The organism is Cupriavidus sp. 09_S30, from assembly GCF_056930435.1.
Genome location: NZ_JBXOWI010000001.1, coordinates 4,240,865 through 4,255,805, shown reverse-complemented (window position 1 = coordinate 4,255,805; position 14,941 = coordinate 4,240,865). Strand labels below are relative to the sequence as shown.

At 70.6% G+C, this 14,941-nt stretch carries 11 protein-coding genes; 5 read left to right on the top strand and 6 right to left on the bottom strand.

What is annotated here, in order from left to right; translation table 11 throughout:
• Positions 1-336 precede the first annotated feature (336 nt).
• The 3 genes from ypfJ to AC1Z3O_RS19755 all read left to right on the top strand — a co-directional run bounded on the left by ypfJ (position 337) and on the right by AC1Z3O_RS19755 (position 5,241).
• Positions 337-1,209, top strand: coding sequence for a KPN_02809 family neutral zinc metallopeptidase (ypfJ, locus tag AC1Z3O_RS19765; RefSeq protein WP_483517388.1), 873 nt, complete (start codon positions 337-339; stop codon positions 1,207-1,209).
• Between the two features lie 104 nt (positions 1,210-1,313).
• The gene (locus AC1Z3O_RS19760; RefSeq protein WP_483517387.1) at positions 1,314-2,000 is read left to right on the top strand and encodes a TetR/AcrR family transcriptional regulator; all 687 of its coding nucleotides are present in this window, start codon (positions 1,314-1,316) and stop codon (positions 1,998-2,000) included.
• 148 nt (positions 2,001-2,148) lie between these two features.
• A complete protein-coding gene (locus AC1Z3O_RS19755; protein WP_483517386.1) occupies positions 2,149-5,241 on the top strand; it encodes an efflux RND transporter permease subunit in 3,093 nt (1,030 codons plus the stop codon).
• A 198-nt stretch (positions 5,242-5,439) separates the two neighbouring features.
• Here the strand turns inward: AC1Z3O_RS19755 and AC1Z3O_RS19750 are convergent, their stop codons facing one another.
• From AC1Z3O_RS19750 to AC1Z3O_RS19740, 3 genes are all read right to left on the bottom strand, one after another.
• Positions 5,440-5,790 (bottom strand): hypothetical protein, encoded by a 351-nt coding sequence (locus AC1Z3O_RS19750; RefSeq protein WP_483517385.1) that lies wholly within the window; start codon positions 5,788-5,790, stop codon positions 5,440-5,442.
• Positions 5,791-6,086: 296 nt separating this feature from the next.
• On the bottom strand, positions 6,087-6,506 hold the full coding sequence (gene rnk / locus AC1Z3O_RS19745; RefSeq protein ID WP_483517384.1) for a nucleoside diphosphate kinase regulator: 420 nt from the start codon (positions 6,504-6,506) through the stop codon (positions 6,087-6,089).
• Between the two features lie 509 nt (positions 6,507-7,015).
• Positions 7,016-7,444, bottom strand: coding sequence for a Cd(II)/Pb(II)-responsive transcriptional regulator (locus tag AC1Z3O_RS19740; RefSeq protein ID WP_483517383.1), 429 nt, complete (start codon positions 7,442-7,444; stop codon positions 7,016-7,018).
• Between the two features lie 174 nt (positions 7,445-7,618).
• Here AC1Z3O_RS19740 and AC1Z3O_RS19735 point away from each other — a divergent pair, with 174 nt between their 5' ends.
• Positions 7,619-8,023 carry a hypothetical protein gene (locus AC1Z3O_RS19735; protein ID WP_483517382.1) on the top strand — a complete coding sequence of 135 codons (405 nt, stop codon included), beginning with the start codon at positions 7,619-7,621 and terminating at the stop codon, positions 8,021-8,023.
• A gap of 147 nt (positions 8,024-8,170) precedes the next feature.
• Complete coding sequence (gene htpX / locus AC1Z3O_RS19730) at positions 8,171-9,049, top strand: protease HtpX (protein ID WP_483517381.1); 879 nt, start codon at positions 8,171-8,173, stop codon at positions 9,047-9,049.
• 100 nt (positions 9,050-9,149) lie between these two features.
• On the opposite strand, the gene AC1Z3O_RS19725 is transcribed toward htpX, so the two are convergent.
• From AC1Z3O_RS19725 to AC1Z3O_RS19715, 3 genes are all read right to left on the bottom strand, one after another.
• Complete coding sequence (locus AC1Z3O_RS19725) at positions 9,150-10,169, bottom strand: GlxA family transcriptional regulator (RefSeq protein ID WP_483517380.1); 1,020 nt, start codon at positions 10,167-10,169, stop codon at positions 9,150-9,152.
• Between the two features lie 65 nt (positions 10,170-10,234).
• The gene (locus AC1Z3O_RS19720) at positions 10,235-11,464 is read right to left on the bottom strand and encodes an MFS transporter (protein ID WP_483517379.1); all 1,230 of its coding nucleotides are present in this window, start codon (positions 11,462-11,464) and stop codon (positions 10,235-10,237) included.
• 118 nt (positions 11,465-11,582) lie between these two features.
• The gene (locus AC1Z3O_RS19715) at positions 11,583-14,876 is read right to left on the bottom strand and encodes a bifunctional cytochrome P450/NADPH--P450 reductase (protein WP_483517378.1); all 3,294 of its coding nucleotides are present in this window, start codon (positions 14,874-14,876) and stop codon (positions 11,583-11,585) included.
• Positions 14,877-14,941 lie beyond the last annotated feature (65 nt).

Here is a 14,941-nt window from a genome sequence, read left to right as displayed (position 1 = left end):
GGCGGGCGGCGGCAGGCGACAGGCGGCCGCCACCTGCGCCCGCCCTGATTCACCCGCGGCGCCGGCGGGGCGGAACGCAGCACGCCACTGCGCAACGCCTCGCCGGCGTCTTTTTTCGGCCAGCACGCTGCCGGCAACGCCCTCCCGGCAGCGCGACCCACCCGGCGGCAACGCCACCCCATTCGCAAGGCGCGCCTGCCGCGCCTCACCCGCCAGACACCGTCGGTCACACTTTTTGAAATCTGGCCGAAGCATGCCATTGCTATACTGACCGGCACGCGGCGACCCGGCGATTCCGGCTGTCGCCGCGTTCACCATCAGCATCACGGAGTCATCATGCGTCTTGACGACGAAGCCGAAAGCCAGAACGTGGAAGACCGCCGCGGTGGTGGCGGCGGGTTCGGCGGGCCGGGCACCATCGGCATCGGCACCATCATCGTCGCCCTGGCGGCGTCCTATTTCTTCGGCATCGACCCGCGCATGATCATGCAGGGCGCGCAGGTGCTGCAAGGCTCCGAAAGCGCGCAGCAGCGGCAAGCGCCGGCGCATGCGCCGGCCACCGACCACCTCACGGTGTTCACGCGCAAGGTGCTGGGCAGCACCGAGCGCACCTGGGAGCGTGTCTTCGAGACCGAGCTGGGCCGCCGCTACGAACCGCCCACGCTGGTGCTGTTCTCCAACGCCACGCCTACCGCCTGCGGCACCGGCAAGTCGGCCATGGGGCCCTTCTATTGCCCGGGCGACCACAAGGTCTACATCGACCTGGCCTTCTACAACGAGCTGCGCCAGCGCTTCGGCGCGGGCGGCGACTTCGCCCAGGCCTATGTGATCGCGCACGAGGTCGGCCACCATGTGCAGAACCTGCTGGGCGTGTCGGAGAAGGTTGACTCGGCCCGCCGCCGCATGGGCGAGGCGCAGGCCAACCAGTTGTCGGTGCGCATGGAGTTGCAGGCGGACTGCCTGGCCGGTGTGTGGGCGGCCAACGCGCAGCGGATCAACCAGAACCTGCTGGAACCGGGCGATATCGAAGACGGCCTGCGCGCCGCCGCGGCCATCGGCGACGATCGCCTGCAGAAACAGGCCCAAGGCTATGTGGTGCCCGAAGCCTTCACCCACGGCACCAGCGAGCAGCGTGTCCGCTGGCTGCGCCAGGGCCTGACCACCGGCGACATGCGCCGCTGCGATACCTTCGCGGCCAAGCAGCTCTGAGGCGGACGCCCGTCTTCCCCGTTGGCGGATGACGGGAATCCCCTCATCGGTGTGGCGTGAATTCCACTTAGTAAACGTTGTTCACAAAATGGACGATGTTTATAATGCGCCACATGTCCGCCACGCCCTCGCTCCCGCAAACCGTGCCCGATGCGCCGGCCGCCCGCTCGCCGGGTGCCGCCGCACGCCGCGAAGCGGTACGGCAAGGTTTCTTCGACGCAGCGCGCGCCCTGTTCGCCGAAGCCGGCTACGCGGGGGTCACGCTGCGCCGCGTCGGCGAGCGCTGCGGCTATAGCGCCGCGGCTATCTATCGGCACTTCGAGGACAAGGCCGCGTTGCTGTTCGAGCTGTGCGCGCAGGACTGGGTACGCCTGGCACAGGCGCTGGCCGCGGCCCGCGAGGGCTGCCAGCCCGGCCAGGCGCTGCCGGCCGTATTCGCCGCCTATCTGGACTGGGCCATGGCCAACCGCCATGGCTACCACCTGATGCTGATGATGGGCCTGCCCGCCGAGGCGGAACGTGCGATCGACCTGCGCTGGCAGCAACGCTTCCCGCAGGATCCGGTCGGCTCGGTGCTCGAGGCCTGCGTGCAGGACCTGCAGGCCGCCGGCGGCATCGCCGCCCATCACCGGCCCGAGGACGTGGCCGACGCGCTGTGGACCGCGGCGCACGGGCTGGCTGCTCTCGAAATCACCTTCGAGCACCTGTCGCGCGAGCACTGGCAGCCCTTGGCGCACCGCCGGCGCGTGCTGTTCGACTCTCTGCTGCGCGGCTTCGGCCCGCACACTTAGGGTCGGCGGACCCGACAGCCAGCCCGCCCCTCCCCGCCGCTTCATTCCCTGCCTGCCGCACTCTTGCAACGATGCCGCGGTGCTGCCGCACGCACGCCGCCGCACGCCGTTTCTGAGGGCAGCCCATGCCGTTCATCCGTCGTCACCTATGGCGTCCTTCTTCCTTCGCCGCCCGGCCTTTGCCTGGGTGCTTGCCATCCTGACCGTGGTCGCGGGCCTGCTGGCCCTGACGCGCATTCCCATCGCCCAGTATCCGGCGGTGGCGCCGCCCATGGTCATCGTCTATGCCGACTATCCCGGCGCCTCGGCGCGCACGGTCGAGGACCGCGTGACCGCGGTGCTCGAACAGCAGATGCACGGCATTCCCGGCCTGCTGCACCTGGATTCCAGCAGCGAGCCTGGCGCCGCCACGGTCACGCTGTCCTTCCGCCAGGGCACCGATCCGCAGCTGGCCCAGGTCAACGTGCGCAACCGCGTGGCCCAGGCCGAGCCGCTCTTGCCCGAAACGGTGCGGCGCGGGGGCGTGTATGTGGACCAGGCCAGCAGCAGCGCCTTCATGTACGTGTCGCTGGTCTCCGATGGCAACCAGCTCGACGAGACCGCGCTGGGCGATTTCGTCGCCGGCTCCATCCTGCCGATGCTGCGGCGCCTGCCGGGCATCGGCAAGGCCGAGGCTTATGGCTCCGAGTACGCGATGCGCATCTGGTTCGACCCGGACAAGCTGAATGCACTGGGCCTGAACACGGATGAGATCGAGGCTGCCATCAAGGCTCGCAATGGCAACGTCACGCCCGGCCAGCTCGGCGGCGCCCCCGCCCTGCCCGGCCAGCCGTTCCAGGCCACGGTGCGCCCGCCGGCGCCGCTGGCCGATCCCGAAGCCTTCGGCAATATCGTCGTGCGTGGCAACAGCCTCGACGGCACCGCCGTGCTGCTGCGCGACGTGGCGCGCGTGGAACTGGCCGCCAGCGATTATCGCTTCGGCTCGACCCTGGACAGCCGCCCGGCCGCCTCCATCGGCCTGAAACTGGCCGACGGCGCCAATGTGCTGGCCACCTCGCGCACGGTGCGTGCCGCGCTGGACGCAGCCGCGCCGGGCTTTCCCGTCGGCGTGCGCTACGAGGTCTCCTATGACAATGCCGGCTTCGTGCAGCGCTCGATCTCGCGTGTGCTGTTGACCCTGGTCGAGGCGGTGGTGCTGGTCTTCCTGATCCTCTACCTCTTCCTGGGCAACCTGCGCGCCACGCTGATCCCGGTGGTGGTGGTGCCGGTATCGCTGCTGGGCACGGTGGCCTGCCTGTACGCGCTGGGCATGTCGCTGAACGCGATCACGCTGTTCGGCGTGGTGCTGGCCATCGGCATCCTGGTCGACGACGCCATCGTGGTGGTGGAGAACGTCGAGCGCATCGTGCACGAACAGGGCGTGAGCGCGCGCGAAGCCGCCGCGAGCTCGATGCGCGAGGTGTCGGGCGCACTGCTGGCGGTCACCCTGGTGCTGTGCGCGGTGTTCGTGCCGATGGCCTTCTTCGGCAGCGCGGTCGGCGTGATCTACCGCCACTTCGCCGTCACGCTGGCCATCTCGATCGCCTTCTCGCTGTTCTTCGCGCTGTCGCTTACGCCGGCCATGTGCGCCGGGCTGCTGCGCCACAGCGCGGCGCCGGCGAGCGGGCCGCTGGCCTGGTTCGAGCGCCGCTTCACTGCGCTGACCGGGCGTTACGGGCGCTGGGTGGCGGGCGCGCAGCGGCGCCGCCTGCGCTGGCTGGGCGCCTACCTGGCGCTGGCGCTGGCCTGCGGCTACGGCCTGTCGCAGACGCCGAGCGGCTTCCTGCCCGAGGAAGACACCGGCGAGCTGGTGGTCGACATCGAGCTGCCGACCGGCAGCACGCAGGAGCAGACGCGCACGCTGGTCGCCGGCCTGGAGCACTGGCTGCGCGACCGAGGCTATCCGCTCAGGTCCACCTTTGCCGTGATCGGCTGGGGCAATGGCGGCAACGGCGAGCAGCGGGCCAACCTGGTGCTGTCGCTGACCGACTGGGAGCAGCGCGGCAGCAAGGACAAGGCCGCCGCGGTGCTGGAGCGGCTGTCCGCCGACCTGGAGCGCTGGCCCGGGCGCGGCGACGCCCAACTGTTCGCCTACAACAGCTCGGCCCTGCCCGAACTTGGCAGCACCAGCGGCATCGACATGCGCCTGACCTCGGCCCACGGTGCCAGCCGTGAGGCCCTGTTCGCGGCGCGCGACAAGCTGCTGGCGGCGGCCGAGGCGGACCCGGCGCTGCGCGAGGTGCGTGCCACCGCGGCCCAGCCCACGTCGGCACTGGACCTGCGCATCGACTACCGCAAGGCGGAGAGCTTCGGCGTCGAGGCCGAGACGATCCATCACGCGCTGGCGTCGACGCTGGGCTCGCGCTATGTGGACGAGGTGACGCGCGAGGGCCGCATCCGCCGCGTGATCCTCCAGGCCGATGCGCCGCACCGCATGCAGCCCGAGCAACTGGCGCGCGTGCACGTGCGCAACGCGCACGGCCAGATGGTCTCGCTCGGCGCCTTCGCCAGCCTGGCATGGGGTAATGGCGAAACCACGCTGGAGCGCTTCAACGGTGTGCCGTCGGTGCGCATCAGTGCCGATACCGCAGCCGGCTACAGCAGCGGCACGGCGATGGCGCGGTTGACCGCCCTGGTACGCGAGCTGGGCCCGGAGTACGGCGTGCGCTGGACCGGCCGCGCCTTCGAGCAATTGCAGAGCGGCGACCAGGCCCCCTGGCTGTTCGCCTGCTCGGCCCTGTTCATCTTTCTGTGCCTGGTGGCGCTCTACGAGAGCTGGACCTTGCCGCTGGCGGTGCTGGCCGTGGTGCCGGCAGGCATGATCGGCGCGGCCGTGGCGATCTGGCTGGGCGGCATGCCCAACGACGTCTACTTCAAGGTCGGCCTGGTGGTGGTGATGGGGCTGGCGGCCAAGAATGCGATCCTGGTGGTCGAGTACGCGCAGCAGCTGCGCAGCGGCGGCATGGGCCTGCTCGAAGCGGCGCAGCAGGCGGCGCGCCAGCGCCTGCGCCCGGTGGTGATGACCTCGCTGGCCTTCATCCTCGGCGTGGTGCCGCTCGTGCTCAGCAGCGGCCCCGGCGCTGCGGCGCAGCGCGCCGTCGGCACCGGCGTGCTGGGCGGCATGCTGGGTGCGACCGTGCTCGGTACCTTGGCCGTGCCGCTGCTCTATGCGCTGATCGGCCGGCTGCAACGCCGGCGCTAGCTAGCGCGCGCCAATGCCTGGCGGTGGCTCGGGTCACGGCAGCCACCGCCACGGAGGAAGACCGAAAGAAAAGTCGCCTGCCCGGCGAAGAGAGAAGGAGGAGGAGGTCGAGCGGGCAGGCGGTAGATAAACGTGGCGGCCACCTTGCGGCGGCCGCGGGCGGGAGGAGCCGTCCGCGCTCAGGCGGACGGCCTCACGTCAGACGCGATAGCCGTAAAGCGAGCCGTCGCCGGAGCGGGAGTTGTCAAGCGAAGAGGCCGCGATCGGGCCACCGGGAGCACGCAAGCCTTCGCTGTACGGGTCGAACCTGCCGGTCCGCGTGCCGTCGCTATACGGGTCGAACTTGCCCGACTTGGCACCGTCGGTGTAGGTGTCGTACCTGCTGATCTTGGAGCCATCGGTATAGGGATCGGCCTTGCCGACGCGCAGTGCATCCGCGTAGACGTCGAACTTGCCGACCTTGCTGCGGGCGGGGGCGGCAAGCGCCGTGGCCGAAGCGGCCACAGCGGCAAACACCAGCACACCGCCAATAAGGCGTTTGGCGATCATTTCGGACTCCTTCAACTGGGCTATCGTCTTTTTTGTGTATTCCTGCCTGCATGCGCCGACGACATGGCATGTTGCGATGCGAGCACGGACTGTAGATTAGTTGCTCGCCTGGACAGGACAAACACCGCTGCGACGAATGGTGAGTTGCGAGCCGTGAAACGCCGGGAGGTGGGATGAACGGGGGCCCGGCGCGCCGGGCGGAAAAGGCATTCAGGCGGCAATAGCGCCGCCTGAAGCACTTTCAGAAGGAGGGATTCGGGCTGATGACTGCCTTGAAGCACATCGCCCGGCGGAGCTCAGAGGTTGTACTGCCCGTTGGCTTCGGGCTGGAAGGCGATCTCGACCACGGTCACGCGCTGTTCCCTGCCGTCCGGCAGCCGGTAGCCGACGGTCTCGCCCGCCTGCGCGCCGAGCAATGCCTGCCCCACCGGCGACAGGACGGAGAGCCGGCCGGCGTCGAAATCGGCGGCGTCCGGGTAGACGAGGGTCCAGTCGCGAGGCGTGGCATCGCCCTCGAGCGCGCAGCGAAGCTGGGAATTCATGGTCACCACATCGCGCGGGATGGCCTCCGGCGCCACCACGGCAGCGCGCTCGAGCAGCGCATCGAGCATCTCGGACAGTTGTGCGTTGCCCGCCCGTTCGGCGATGCGCTCGAGGCGGGTCACGTCGAGCTCGGTCAGGTAGAGCGTGGTCTTTTTCGCGGAAGAAGCGGTCATGGTAAGCCTCCTGGTGCTTGATGCTGCCCGCCGGGCCAGACCGCGGGCGATCAAGCCCGGACCGGCGCCGCTGATGGCGCGCATCGGATCAATTACTGGGAAATGCTGGGGAAAACGCCGGCTGGAACGATGCCAGGCGGCCTGCTGCCCGGGCCCGGTCCGGCCCGTGCCCGCAAGCTGCGAAGGCGGTCAGGCCGGGAACCGGGCCGGATCAAGCGGCTTGCTGATCCGGCTGCAAGACAGGGCGGGCGTGACCCGCATGCCCGCCACGCGCGCGCGCGCGCCTGCCTGCCGCGCAAGGCGGGCAGGCAAGGTGGCGATCGTCGGCAGGCGGTCGGGCATCATTGCAAAAATGGGAAGTCGGGATATTCTGGCCACGGCTGCGCCGTTTCGGCGCGAGCGAGGGCTCACATCGGGTGCATCATTTGCCGCGCAGGCTGGCTGCACGCCCCGTCTGTGGCACCGCGTGCCATTGCGACAGGAACCGGCATCGTAGCACAGGCGCCGCCTCAGCCGTGCGCATGGCACTCGCAGCCGGCGCCGGCTGCGGCCTGTTGCAGGTTCTGCAGGATGCCGCACTCGCTTACCTGATGCGGCTGGATGCAGGTGTGACGCAGCGCCCGCAACTGGCTCTCCAAGGTCTCCAGCGCCACGCGCTGCGCATGGATCTGTTCGATCTGCCGATCCAGCAGGGCATTGATGTCATCGCAGGCCAGGTCGGGATTGCGCTCGAAGTCGCGCAGGCGGCGCACATCGGCCAGGCTCATGCCCAGAGAGCGGCAGTGGCGCACGAAGTTGAGCTGCACCACATGGGACTCGCCATAGCGGCGATAGCCGTTGTCTTCACGTTGGGGCGAGTCCAGCAGGCTCTCACGCTCGTAGTAGCGGATCGTCTCTACGTCACAGCCGCTGCGGCGCGCCAGTTCTCCGATACGCATAGGAACTCCTCAACCCTGTAGTAGCTTTAGACTTATGACAGTGTAGCCCAGAAGCGGCGCGCCTGCCTGACGGGGCTGCCGGACGGGCTGCGACAGGGTCTGCATCCTGTAGAATCCGCAGTCAACGCATCGCCATCCGACCGCCAAAAGCGACCTTTGCGACTTTAGCGACCCTTGCGGCTCTTCCGTCCCTTCCGCCTCCTGCTGCTGATCCTGCTGCTTGCCTTCCTGCCCGTGCAGAGCTGGGCAGCCGCCGGCGCGCGCGCGGCCGGGCTGGAGCGGCTGGACCGCGCACTCCCGCTGGCGGCCGCGATGAACGTCGAGTGCGGCCTGAGCGCCGGCAGCACTGCCGACGCAAGCGCCGACCATGGCGAACAGGATTCCCGCAGCCCGCTCGGCGACCCGAGCGGCAAGGCTGCTGAAGGCGCCCAGGCCGGCGCCGACCTGGCCGAACAGTGGCTCCCGCCAACGCCGCCGCGGCTGGCCGCGCTGCCCGCCCGGGCCGGTGCGCCACGCTACACCGGCGCCGCCCTGCCCGACCCCGACCTGCCCCAGCCGCCGCGCCCCCCGCGCGGCTGACGCCTTCGCGCGGCCCTGACCGCGCACCCTTCCCGCTTTTTTTTTCGCTGTTTTCTCGCCTGTCGCGCCGATGGCGCGGTGCGCGTTCGCGGCCTGGCCGCATTCCCTTGTCGTCCCCTGCTGTTATCCACAACAGTTATCCACAACATGAAACGTATCCTGCTCTTCCTGGCGACCAACCTCGCCGTCATGCTCGTCCTCAGCTTCACTGCCAGCCTGCTCGGCGTGAACCGCTTCCTGACCGCCAACGGACTCAACCTCGGCATGCTGCTGGCCTTCGCGGCGCTGATGGGCTTCGGCGGCGCGTTCATCTCGCTGCTGATGTCCAAGCCCATCGCCAAATGGTCGACCGGCGCCCAGGTCATCACCCACCCCAGCACCAGCCGCGAACTGTGGCTGGTGCAGACGGTGGAGAAGCTGGCCACGCGCGCCGGCCTGCCGATGCCCGAGGTGGCCATCTACGAAGGCGAGCCCAACGCCTTCGCCACCGGGGCGAGCAAGAACAGCTCCCTGGTGGCGGTGTCCACCGGCCTGCTGCAGTCCATGTCGGAAGATGAGGTGGAAGCCGTGCTGGCGCACGAAGTGGCCCACGTCGCCAACGGCGACATGGTCACGCTCACGCTGGTCCAAGGCGTGGTGAACACCTTCGTGATCTTCCTTGCGCGCGTGGTCGGCTACTTCGTCGACTCGATGCTGCGCAAGAACGACGAGGAATCCAGCGGCCCCGGCATCGGCTACATGGTGACCGTGATCGTCTGCGAGATCGTCTTCGGCATCCTGGCCAGCGTCATCGTGGCGACCTTCTCGCGCCAGCGCGAATATCGGGCCGACGCCGGCGCGGCCCAACTGATGGGCACGCCCTCGCCGATGGTGGCGGCCCTGCGCCGCCTGGGCGGCCTCGACGCCGAAGGCCTGCCGCAGAACATGCAGGCCATGGGCATCGCCGGCGGCAAGTCGTGGATGGCGCTGTTCTCCAGCCATCCGCCGATCGAGCAGCGCATCGCCGCGCTGCAAGCGGCGCGCTGAGGTGCGCTGAGGCGCGGCGGCATCGCACGGGCGCGGCCGCCGCGCCTTCCCTTCACTCCCTTCTTCCCCTCCGTCCCGTCCAGGCGGCGCTTGCCGCCGCTCAGGCCGCGACCCCGGCCCGGAAGGCCGCGCGGTAGCGTTCCGGCGTGGTCTGCACATGGCGCAGGAAGGCCTGGCGCATGACGTCGGCATTGCCGAAGCCGGCAGTGCGCGCCACGGCCTCGAGACGCTGGTCGCCCGCCTCCAGCATGCGCCGTACCGCTTCCACCCGCAGTCCCTCGACGTAGCGCGCCGGGGTCTCGCCGACCTCGCGCGCGAACACGCGGGCGAAGTTGCGCGGACTCATCGCCACGCGCTCGGCCAGCACTGCCACTGACAGGTCATGCGCCAGGTGGTCGGCGATCCAGGCCTGCAGTTCACGGAGCTCGGGGCTCTGCGCCGCCTGCGCCTGCAGCACAGTGGAAAACTGCGCCTGGGTGCCGGGCCGGCGCAGGAACAGCACCAGTTCGCGCGCCACTTCCAGCGAGGCCGCGTAGCCCAGATCTTCCTCGACCAGGGCCAGTGCCAGGTCCATGCCGGCGGTCACACCAGCGGAGGTATAGAGCCCGCCCTCGCGGATCCAGATCGGATCGGGGTCGACCCGCACGCGGGGGTGCCGCGTGGCGAGCCGGTCGGCATGGCGCCAGTGGGTGGTGGCACGGTGGGCATCGAGCAGGCCGGTGGCGGCCAGCACGAACGCACCGGTGCACACAGCACCGAGCCGTCGCACGCGCGGGGCCTGCGCGCGCAGCCAGGCGGTCAGGCGCGCGTCGTCCGCGGCGCGCGCATGGCCCGCGCCGCCGGCGATGAGCAGCGTATCGATGGGCCCGCCCAGGCAGGCCTCGATGCCGTGGTAAGGGGCGTCGGCCAGCAGCCTGAGACCGCTCTCGGTGCGGATCATGCCGTCGTCGCGCACGCTGGCGACGTGTATCTGGTAAGGGGGGCTGGCGCGGCCGCTCAGCCGGTTGGCCTGGCCGAACACGGCGGTCGGGCCGGTCACGTCGAGTTCCTGCGCCGGATCCGGTGCGACGACGACCACCCGGCGCGGTGGTTCGGTGACGAGTTGGGGACGGGATGGCATGGCGGCAGTGTGGACGGGTCCGCCCACGATCATACCGGGCCGGCCCCTTCCGCTCGCGGCGTGGCTCAATTGGCCGTGCCTGCCGCCGCCGCGGCGGCCGACAGCCCTTCGCGCCGCGCATGGCGCTGCCAGGCGAGAGTCAACGCCAGCGCCACACCGAGTGCCGGCAGCACGGCCAGGTTGACCGCCTGCCAGCCGTGCCGGTGCAGCACCTGGCCGGCCGCCAGCGTGGCCAGGGCGGTCAGCACCGCGGTGGAAAACTCGGCCGCCGCCTGGGTGCGGGCGCGCTCGGCCGGGCGGTAGGACGCGGCCAGCAAGGCGGTGCCGCCGACGAACATGAAATTCCAGCCCACGCCCAGGCATAGCAACGCGACGTAGAAGGCCGGCAGCGTGGTGGAAGACAACGCCGCCAGCGCGGCCGCGGCGCACAGCAGGGTGCCGCAGGCCAGCATGCGCGCGGTGCCGAAGCGCTGCAACAGCCAGCCGGAAAAGAACGAGGGCGCGTACATACCGACCAGGTGCCACTCGATGATCTGCGCGCCCTGGCCGATGGTGTGCCCGCAGGCGACGGCGGCGATCGGCGTGGCGGTCATCACGAACATCATCACCGCGTTGCCGATGCCGTTGTTGGCAAAGGCGGCCAGGAACACCGGCCGGCGCACGATCTCGCCGAGCGGCCGCGCGGGCAGTCCCGCGCCGGGCTCGGCGCCGGCCACCGCGCGCGGCGGCTCGCGGTAGGCGAAGGCCAGCAGCAGGATGGTGGCCGCGCCGAACCCGGCCACCACGAGGTAGGCGCCGGCGAAAGGCTCGGCCTGCAGCATGTCGCGGCTCCAGGCGGCAATGGCCGGCCCGCACACGGCGGCGACCACGCCGCCGGTCAGCACCGCGGCGATGGCGCGCGGCTTGTCGGCCGGGGCCGCCGCGTCGGCCGCCGCCAGCCGGTAGAAGCGCGCGAAGGCCTGGAACACGCCGACCAGCGCGGTGCCGGCGCAGAAGGCCACGAAGTGGCGGTGCGAGATGGCCCACACCGAGACCAGGCCGCCCGCGGTGCAGGCCAGCCCGCCCAGGCAGAAGGCCGCACGCCGGCCAAGGCGCTCGATGAGGAAGGCGGCAGCGATGGCCGTGACAGCCGAGGCCACGGTGATCAGCGCGAAAGGCAGCGTCGCCAGTGCCTTGTCGGGCGCCAGGGTGTAGCCGACCAGGCCGGTCAGCGTCAGGTCGACGGATAGGGCTGCGGTGAACAGGGCCTGGCAGACCGCCAGTACCCGGGCCTGCGACAATGCCGGCGTGGCCATGGAACGCTCCGAGGGGTGGTGGAAAAGTCCCCCCAAGCGTAGGACCGGCGCGCCGTGCCCGACGGACAATGTTCCGTCGAATCCTGCCAGGCGGCGCGCCGGCCGCTTCTCAGTTGTCTCAGTTGAATACGTCCTGCCGGTAGCGGCCCTGCGCCACCAGGCCGGCGAACCAGGCCGAGGCGGCGTCGGCGTCCATGCCGCCCTCGGCGGCGGCGATGTCGATCAGCGTCTTGCGCACCGCCGGCGCCATCTGGCGCCCGTCGCCGCACAAGTAGACGACCGCGTCCGCCGCCAGCTGCTGCCACAGCTCGCCGCGCTGCTGCCACAGCAGGTCCTGCACGAAGCGGAGGGGCCCGCCGGTGGCCGAGTGCGCCACGTGCAGCCGCGCCACGCCCTGCCGCTGCCACGCCAGCAACTCGTCCCTGTAGAGCCAGTCATGCTCCGGATGGCGGCAGCCGAAGTACAGCTCGGTGCAGGCCACCGGCTGCCCTGCCGCCCGCTGCGCGGAGCGCTCTTCCAGGAAGCCGCGGAAGGGCGCGATACCGGTGCCGGGCCCGATCAGGATCATCGGGCGCGCGGGATCGGCTTCCGGGGCGAAGGGCGGATTGGGCGTGCGCACCGCCGCCGCCACCGTGGCGCCCGGCGCCAGCCCTTGAAGCCAGTTGGAGGCCACACCGCGGAACTGTCCGCGCCCCGACAGCGCAGGCGCGCGCACGGTGCCGACGGTGAGGGTCGCCACTTCGGGCGAGACCAGCGGCGACGAGGCGATCGAGTAGAAGCGCGGGCGCATCGGCGTCAGGCAGGCCAGCAGGCCGGGCAGGTCCAGTTCAATGGCCGGATGGCGTACCAGCACGTCGAGCAGGCCGAGTCGGCGCGCTGCCACCTGGGCCGCGTAGCCCTCGGCGGCATCGTCGGAGCCTAGGCGCTCCAGCGACTGTCGCGTGAACGGGCAGCGCGTGTGCTGCGCCAGCAGCCGCAGCGTGTGGCGCGACACCACGTCCTGCAGCTCGACGAAATGCGTCAGCAGCGCACGCAGCGGCAGCGGCTGGTCGAGCGGCAGCCCGCGCGCGGCGCCGGCACGCGCCGCGCTCAGCGTGACCACGGCCTCGGCATCCAGGTCGAGCCGCTCACACAGTTCCGCCACCTGCGCCGGATGGTTCTGCGGGTAGATGGCCAGGTGGTCGCCGGCGGCATAGCTGGCGCCGGCGGGCAGGCGCAGCCGGATGTCGCGCGTGGAGGTGCGCGGTGCCTCGATGGCGAAGTCCCACAGCCCGGCAGGATCGCGCACCAGTTCCTCGTTGGCCAGCACGGTGAAGGTCTGCGTGCCGGCCGGCAGCACCGCGGCGCGGATCTCCTCGATGCCGCGCAACTGCACCTTGACCGCCAGCGGCGCGGCACCCTCCGCGCCGGCTTCCCGGCCCGCGCCGTCCGGCTGGTGCCGGGCGAGCGCGCCCCACAGCGCCGCCAGCCATTGCTCGGCGGCCTGGTCGAAATCGCCGTTGCCGTCGGCCTCGCCGCGCGGCAGCAAGGGCTGGGCCCCGGCGGCGGCGAAGAAGGCGTCGAGCCGCTTGGGGAAGGCCTGGTAGGTGGTCCACTGCGAGTTGCCGCAGCCGAGCACGGCGTAGCGCAGGCCGGCGGCGTGGTAGCTGCCCGGCGCATCGCCGCTGGCGTTGAGCATGGCCTCGAAGCGCCGCGCCGAGTCGGGCGCGCGGCCGTTGTAGGTGGCGGCCACGATCACCGCCAGTCCTTCGGCGGGCAGCGCGTCGAGCGCATCGTCGAGGTCGCGCAGCGTGGCTTGGTAGCCGGCGGCGAGCGCGCCCGCGTGGATCTGTTCGGCCAGTTCGCGCGCGGTGCCCAGGCTGGAGGCGCACAGCACCGCCAGCGCTTCGCCGCCGCCGGCCACGGCCGGGCGCGCAGCCTCCGCGTTCACGTTGGCGCCGGGCACGGACAGCGCCACGATGCGCTCGTGCGGGCGGCGCCGGCGCGCGCGCAACAGTAAGTTGTCCGGCTTGATGGTCAGCGTTTCCTTGATGCGGAACTGGTAGTCATGCGGATCGCTGAAGTGGAAGTGGCGCAGCATCATGGCCAGCGCCAGCTTGGCCTCGGTCAGCGCGAACTGGCGGCCGATGCAGGCGCGCTCGCCGCTGCCGAAGGGCTTGTAGCCATGCGGATGGATGCGCGCCTCGTTCTCCGGCAGGAAGCGGTCGATGTCGAAGCGGTCGGCGTCGGCCCACACCGCCGGATCGCGGTGCAGCGCCGTCAGCACCACCGACACGCGGCGGTTCTTGGGGATCAGGTAGCGGCCGCCGATCACGGTGTCCTCGAACGGCGCCACCGAGAAGGCGGGCGCGGTAGGCCACAGGCGCAGCGTTTCCTTGAGCACGCGGTCCAGCACCGGCAGCCGCGCCAGGTCGGCGTAGACCGGCGGCGCGTCGCCCGGCAGCACGGCGTCGACCTCGGCATAGGCCTGGGCCAGCACGCCCGGGTTGCGCATCAGCTCGTACAGCGCGAAGGTCAAGAGGCCGCTGGTGGTCTCGTGCCCGGCGATCAGGAAGGTGATGACCTGGTTGCGGATGTTGACGTCGTCCAGGCGCTGGTCGGTATCCGGATCGCGCGCCTCCAGCATCAGGTTGAGCAGGTCATGCGCCGATGTGGGGGACTGGCGCCGGCGGCGGACCACATCGTCGACCAGCTCGCGCATGAAGCGCGTGTCCTCGGCGAACTTGCGGTGCGCCGCGTGCATGAAACGGTCCTGCCAGCCGAAGCGGGTCATCTTGCCCATGGCCTCTTCCAGCGCGCCCACCATGGCATGGATGAAGGGGTGCAGCTGCTCGCTGGCGAAGGAATCGAAGTCGTAGCCGAAGCCGGACAGCGCGATGGTGTCCAGCGTCAGCCGCGTCATGTCGTCGGACACGGCGATATCGGCATCCGGGCCCTGGCGGTCCCACTTGTCCACCAGCCGCATGGCCACGCGCAGCATGACGTCGAAATAGCCTTTCATTGCGCGCTGGCTGAAGGCCGGCATCAGGATGCGGTGGGCGCGGCCCCAGTTGGCTTCATCACTGTGGGCGGTGAACAGGCCGTCGCCGGCCATGTCGCGCAGGAAAGACAGCGGCGGACCGATGTGCTTGCGGAAGCGCGTGGCATCGGCCAGCTCGGCCACCAGCGCGGCGGAGCTGACGAAGGGCACGCTGCGCCCGGCGAAGTCGAGCTCGAAGATGCCCTGATGCGCCCGCGCGCGCTTGAGCAGGTGCTGGCCGAAGGCGCCCGGCGTGATCTGCAGCATATTGCCCACCAGCGGCCAGCCGGGATCGCGCGGGATCGGCTGCAGGGAAGGCGCCGGCGACTGGGGGGTGACGGGTGCGGCAGGCGCGACAGGCGCCTCGGGCGAGGAAGATACGGCTTGGGGCATGGCGTGCGTTCACGTTCGGCGAAGCGATGGAAAACTGCCGGCGCGAATTCCCAGGCCGGCGCGGG